This is a genomic window from Streptomyces phytophilus (genome assembly GCF_013870535.1).
Taxonomy (GTDB): Bacteria; Actinomycetota; Actinomycetes; order Streptomycetales; family Streptomycetaceae; genus Streptomyces; species Streptomyces phytophilus.
Genome location: NZ_JACBXC010000359.1, coordinates 1 through 5,122 on the forward strand (window position 1 = coordinate 1; position 5,122 = coordinate 5,122).

Here is a 5,122-nt window from a genome sequence, read left to right on the forward strand (position 1 = left end):
GGGCCCGGCGTCCTCGTGCGCGGCCTCCTCGTCGAGCAGCGCCTGCATCGCGCCGCAGCCGGAGTGCCCGCACACCGTGATCGACTCGACCCGCAGCACCTCGACGGCGAACTCGATCGCCGCCGCGACGGAGTCGTCGGACAGGGCCGCATCGGCGGCGTCGTCTCCGGTCCTGTCCGGCAGCGGCACCAGGTTCCCCACGTTCCGTACCGTGAACAGGTCGCCAGGACCGCTCGACGTGATCATGCTGGTGACCACCCGGGAGTCCGCGCACGTGAGAAAGAGCTGGGTGGGCCGCTGCCCCTCGCGGGCCAGCCGCGCCAGCTCCTCGCGCACCCGCGGCGCGGTGTTGCGCTGGAAGTTGCTGATCCCGCTGAGCAGCCGGTGCGCCGGGGCGTGCCGCTCCGGCGTCGTGACGCAGCAGTGGTTGCGCCACGGTGCCCAGGGATGGCAGTGGTGCGCGGTGGCCGGTTCGGCGATGCGCCGGCCCGTGGCGGAGATCAGCTCCGCGGCGCCGCCGTGCGCGATGTGCGCCTGGCGCCACTCCTGCAGCGTCTCGAACGCGGCGTGGTCCATGAACGAGCCGGTCAGCTCCACCTCCGCCGTCGCGCCCTGCGGTACCTGCGCGAGCACCCGGCTCAACCGCGGCACGGCAAGGAAGGTGAGCTGCCCGCGCACGTGCACGAGGTACGTGTCCTCCGGCGCCTCCCGGGTCCCGGCCGCCGCGCCGCCGTGGCGCCGCTGCAGCGTCACCCGCGTACGGGACAGCCGGTGCAGCGACACCGCCACCGCCACGGCGATCCCCACGGCGACGCCCTCCAGCACGCCCAGCACCACGACGCCGGCCACGGTCGCCGCGTACACGACGACCTCCCGGTGCCGCCGCACCGACCGTACGTGGCTGATCTTCACCATCTGGATGCCGACCACCATCACCAGCGCCCCCAGCGCCGCCAGCGGGATCAGCTCCAGCATCCCCACCAGCAGCAGCGACGCCAGCACCACCCACACGCCGTGCAGCACCGCGGATCCGCGACTGACCGCCCCCGCCGCGACGTTCGCCGAACTGCGCACCGCGACCCCGGCCACCGGCAGCCCGCCGAGCAGCCCCGCGAGGACGTTGCCCGCGCCCTGGGCGCGCAGTTCCTTGTCGAGGTCGGCGCGCGGCACGGGGCAGCCGCCCTCCTGGGCGGCCGCCAGCTTGTCGATCGCCACCGCGGACAGCAGCGACTGCACGCTCGTCACCAGCGCCACCGTCACCACGGCCGACGCCAGCCCCAGCACCGGCCCGTCGGGCATCCCCGCGAGCGCGTGGCTGCTCCACGACGGCAGGTCGACGCGCGGCAGCCGCAGCCCGATGAGGGAGGCGAGGCCGGTCGCGAGCACGATGGCGGCCAGCGCCCCCGGTACGTACCGCAGCGGCCTCGTGCCCCGCCCGCGCAGCCACGGCCAGCCCAGCAGCACCACGATGACGACGGCGCTGACCGACACGGCCCCCGGGTGCAGGTCGGCGAACTGGCCGGGCAGCGCCAGGGTGTTGTCGACCGGCGAGCTGTGCGGGCTGCCGCCGAGGACGATGTGCAGCTGGGCCAGCGCGATGGATGCGCCGATGCCCGCGAGCATGCCGTGCACGATCGCCGGGCTGACGGCCAGCGCGGACCGGGCCACCTTGAGCGAGCCGAGCGCGAGCTGCGTGAGCCCCGCGAGGGCGGTGATGGCGCAGGTGGCCCGCCAGCCGTACTGCTGGATGAGGTCCGCCGTGACCACGGTCAGCCCGGCGGCGGGCCCGCTGACCTGCAGCGGCGCCCCGCTCATCAGGCCGACGACGATGCCGCCCACGGCCGCTGACAGCAGCCCGGCCTGGAGCGGGGCGCCGGTGGCCAGCGCGATGCCCAGGGAGAGCGGCAGGGCGATGAGGAAGACGGTCACGGAGGCGGACAGGTCCGCGACGAGGGGCCGCCGGGGCGCGGGGTGTTCGGGGGGAGCGGCGGGCCCGGGGACGGCGGCGCGTGCTGCGGGCTCGGCGGGTTCGGGGTCTCCCGTGTGTTCCGGGTCGTGTTCCGGTTCGCGTTCCGGATCCTTCGCGCGCTCGGCGGAAGGGCTTCCCAGAGGCGTCGGGCGTCCTGCGGGCATGTGGCGTCTCCTCGATGCGGAGGGGGCGTCGTGCAGCACGGGCACACGGGTTACGTTACTCAGTGTGACGGTTCGGTGACCCTCAAGGTCAAGTAAACGAATCGTAATGCCACGTAAAGAGTGAGCGAAGCGTTTTGCGCTGGACGGCCCACTTCTCCCATCCATCGAGTGAATACAGAGAGATAATCTGAATTCCTGGTTATCCCTCTTTCTGAGCGTGCGGCGAGAAATCGTGCGTGCATTCGGCTATTCGAGTCAGCGCGTCCCTGGCGGCGTCGGGAAGAGGTGGGAGCTTTGTTCGGAACATGGCGGGCGACCGTGGGAATCTGCGGCGTTCTCGCACTGGGGGGTGTGGCGGTCGCAGGCTGTTCTCCGGGTGCGGGATCGGACGGCGATTCGCGGGGTTCGGGCAGCGACGACGCGGCACCCGGCAACGGCCGGCCGATGAAGCTCATCGGCGACGGCTCCACGGCCTACACCGGCACCCAGCCCAACCAGCCGACGATCAGCCGGATGGCGGCCGGCGGCAAGCCGCCGCAGTTCGTCGTCTTCTCCTGGGACGGCGCCGGCGAGGACGGCCAGCGGCTCTTCTCCCACTTCCGCAAGGTGGCGCGGGAGAACGACGCGGCCATGACGTACTTCCTCAGCGGCGTCTACGTCCTGCCCCGCGAGAAGCGTATGGAGTACGCGCCCCCCGGCCACGCCCGCGGCGCCTCCGACATCGGCTACCTGGACGAGGAGGAGGTCGCGGCCACCCTGGACCAGGTCCGCGGCGCCTGGCTGGAGGGCAGCGAGATCGGCACCCACTTCAACGGCCACTTCTGCGGCCGTACGGGCGTCGCGAGCTGGTCGAAGGAGGACTGGAAGAGCGAGATCGCGCAGGCCAAGCAGTTCGTGCAGCAGTGGAAGACGAACACCGGCCGGAAGAAGGCGGATCCGCTTCCCTTCGACTACGACAAGGAGCTGGTCGGCGGTCGCGCGCCCTGCCTGGAGGGGCAGAAGAACCTCATGAAGGCCGCGAAGGAGATGGGTTTCCGCTATGACACCAGCGGTGTCAGCAGCCAGGTGTGGCCCAAGAAGAAGGAGGGCATCTGGGACCTGTCGTTGCAGGAGGTCCCGTTCCCCGGCCGCTCCTTCGAAGTCGTGAGCATGGACTACAACTTCATGGCCAACCAGTCGGGCACCGCGTATGCCCCCGCCGCCCAGCACGCGGCCTTCGAACGGCAGATGCGCGAGGGGCTACTGGCGGGTTTCGAGCGCGCGTACACGACCAACCGCGCGCCCCTCGTCATCGGAAACCACTTCGAGAGCTGGAACGGCGGCGCGTACATGCGCGCCGTAGAGGACACCATCAAGACCGTCTGCAAGAAGAAGGACGTGCACTGCGTCTCCTTCCGGCAGTTGGCGGACTGGCTGGACGCCCAGGACCCGGCGACGCTCGCCCGGCTGCGCACGCTGGACGTGGGCGAACAGCCGGCGAAGGGCTGGGAGAAGTTCCTGTCGGCGCCGGCGAAGCGCGGCACCGCGCAGCGCGCCGCCGGACCGGCGGGGTCCTCCGCGCAGAAGGACCACGCCGGCACCGCGGACGCCAAGCAGGGTCAGGCGGGCTGAAGGGGCGCGGTCTCGCCCAGGACGAAGCCGGGGTCGATCTGGTCCCTCAGATCGGCCCCGGTCTTCGCGTTGCCCCAGCTCTCCGCGTTCCTGCGGTGGAAGTGCACCATCTGGTCGGTGTAACGGGCCCAGTCGCGCCGCTCGTACGAGGCGTCCACGGCCCCGTACAGCTCCCGCAGGACCTGCGCGGCAGGCTCCTCCAGCAGTGCGAACGCCGGCGGGCGGCCCTTCTCCATCGACCGCACCCAGTCGGAGTGCGGGAACGCGGCCAGCAGGTCGGCGCCCACCTCCGCGCGCAGGAACTCCAGGTCGTCCGGGCCCTGCACCTTGTTGCCGACGACGCGCAGCGCGACGCCGAAGTCGCGGGCGTACTCCTTGTACTGGCGGTAGACGGAGACGCCCTTGCGGGTGGGCTCGGCAACAAGGAATGTCATGTCGAAGCGCGTGAACATCCCGGAGGCGAAGGAGTCGCTGCCCGCCGTCATGTCGACGACGACGTACTCCTCGCGCCCGTCGACCAGGTGGTTGAGGCACATCTCCACCGCGCCGGTCTTGGAGTGATAACAGGCGACGCCGAGGTCGGCCTCGGTGAACGGGCCGGTGACCATCAGGCGCACGGAGCCGTTGTCCAACCGCACGGGGCGGGCGCACGCGGCGTACACCGGATTGTCCCCGGTGACCGTGAGCAGGCGGGAACCCGCGCCGGGAGGCGTCGTCTTGATCATGCCGGCGGCGTCCGCGATCCGCGGGTTGGTGCCGCGCAGGTGCTCCTTGATAAGCGGGAGCTGCGCGCCGAGCGCGGGCAGCCGGGCGGCCTCCTCCTCGTCGAGCCCGAGGGCGGCGCCCAGGTGCTGGTTGATGTCCGCGTCGACGGCGAGCACGGGGCGGCCGGTGCCGGCGAGATGCCGGACGAAGAGGGACGACAGGGTGGTCTTGCCGCTGCCGCCCTTTCCCACGAAAGCGATCTTCATGTTCAGAAACGGTAGCGGGATCTTGGCTCGCGGTCAGGGAAAGGGCTGGACAAGTCCACCCCATCGGGTTGCGTAGTCTCGTACGCATGACGAGCGTGACCGACCCGCTGGCGGCCCTGAGCACCCTCCCGGGAGTGGAGGAGGCGGTGTCCTCTGTAAGGAGGGCGGTCGATCGTGTCTACGGGCACCGGGTCATGCGGCGGCGCAGCAACGAGGTGTCCGCGGAGGCGGCGCTGCGCGGGGCGCGGGCCTCGGCGGCGCTGTCGGGCGCGGACTGGGCGCTGGAGGAGGTACGGCGGCGCAGCGACTTCTCCGGCGCGGGTGAGCCGCGGACCGTGGGCGGTGCGCTCCGGGTGAACGCCGAGGCGGGGCAACTGCTGAGCACTTGGCGGCAGTCGCCGATGCAG

Annotated in this window: 3 protein-coding genes and 1 pseudogene; 2 read left to right on the forward strand and 2 right to left on the reverse strand. The window is 71.5% G+C overall.

Features of this window, described 5'->3' with window-relative positions; translation table 11 throughout:
* Positions 1 to 2,133 (reverse strand): SulP family inorganic anion transporter (locus H5J30_RS16870; protein WP_181788255.1); only part of this gene is annotated, 2,133 nt, incomplete at its 3' end.
* A 444-nt stretch (positions 2,134 to 2,577) separates the two neighbouring features.
* On the opposite strand from H5J30_RS16870, the gene H5J30_RS16875 reads away from it, so the two are divergent.
* Positions 2,578 to 3,744, forward strand: coding sequence for a polysaccharide deacetylase family protein (locus tag H5J30_RS16875; protein ID WP_181788256.1), 1,167 nt, complete (start codon positions 2,578 to 2,580; stop codon positions 3,742 to 3,744).
* Here the strand turns inward: H5J30_RS16875 and H5J30_RS16880 are convergent.
* A complete protein-coding gene (locus H5J30_RS16880; protein ID WP_181788257.1) occupies positions 3,732 to 4,715 on the reverse strand; it encodes an ATP-binding protein in 984 nt (327 codons plus the stop codon). The genes H5J30_RS16875 and H5J30_RS16880 overlap by 13 nt on opposite strands.
* Positions 4,716 to 4,801: 86 nt before the next feature.
* Between H5J30_RS16880 and H5J30_RS16885 the strand changes: the two are divergent.
* Positions 4,802 to 5,122 (forward strand): annotated as a pseudogene (locus H5J30_RS16885) (oxidoreductase); the annotation flags it as partial.